The sequence below is a fragment of the Bacillus sp. P4_D3 genome (assembly GCF_056401855.1).
This window is the reverse complement of the sequence record NZ_JBFUIN010000916.1, coordinates 1-1,074: the sequence shown is the minus strand read 5'-3', so window position 1 is coordinate 1,074 and position 1,074 is coordinate 1. Positions and strand designations below refer to the sequence as shown.

The window sequence follows — 1,074 nt, the reverse complement described above, 5'->3', positions numbered from 1 at the left end:
CCCCTATACAACGATACGTACTGCCAAGACCGATATACGCACCGCGAAGTGATTCACCATCAAGTCCGTTCGCAATCGYCTGTTCATAATACGGAACCGCCTCCATTTCAAGACCCATGACATCATGTATCCAAGCGCATTGATATAGCACTTCTGCATCTCTCGTAAAATTTGTTAATCCTATAAGTATCTCTCTAGACTGCGCATATTTCTTTTCATTTCTAAGTTTAATAGCTTGCTTTAATAAATGTTCCATACAATCCACTCCTCACAAAATGTTCATTATGCATATATCATGTATTACACATTTACGAGCAGCTAATGGCCTATTCCATTAATTTGATTCAATTTAATACTTAGTGAGGGGTACGTTCCCCCACTAAGTTAATATTAACTCCATTATATACTATGCGACTGCAGCTCTTTCTAAAAGCTTAAATTTCCATCGCAGTAGTACGATTACATAAATGCTCTAACATATTGACAATTTCTTTTGCAGTTTCATCTTTCCCATTACATAACTTCACATTACCATCTTGTCCAATGACGTGATGCACGGCGCCGCGAGAATATAAAGAATGCGGTGAGTTCGCTACCATCACACTCGCTTTTGCACCTTCCATTCTTTTGCTTGCTCTTTCAATAAGTTCTGCTTCATTTACATCACTTTCAAGTTTAAAGCCAACGAGTATCGTTTCTGGATCCCAATTCTTTATTTGTTTTAATACTTTTGGTGCTTTTTGAAAATGAATAATCGGTGCGATATCACTTGAAATCTTTCCGTTCATATTAAGAACAGTTCCATCTTGATCACAAATTTTTTCAACAACCCAATCTGAGCCAGCAGCAGCCATAATAACTGCATCTACTTTTTCATGTGTAATAATACTTTTCATCTTATCTTGTAAATCAATAATCCCCTCAAATGGGTGCAATTCTAATTGGTTATTTACACCCATTGGCTTCTCAGCAAAATAGCCATGCAAATATATAACATTTGATCCTTTTGTCATTAGCTCTTCTGCAATGATTCTTCCAATCGTACCTTTTGCTAAATTTGTATGTCCACGTACT

The 1,074-nt window shown here is 36.6% G+C and carries 2 protein-coding genes; both read right to left on the bottom strand.

The features are described 5' to 3' along the window. A partial coding sequence (locus AC1DTM_RS27985) for a tetratricopeptide repeat protein (RefSeq protein ID WP_477001424.1) occupies positions 1-256 on the bottom strand: 256 nt, incomplete at its 3' end. Between the two features lie 178 nt (positions 257-434). After that, a partial coding sequence (locus tag AC1DTM_RS27980; RefSeq protein WP_477001423.1) for a phosphopantothenoylcysteine decarboxylase domain-containing protein occupies positions 435-1,074 on the bottom strand: 640 nt, incomplete at its 5' end.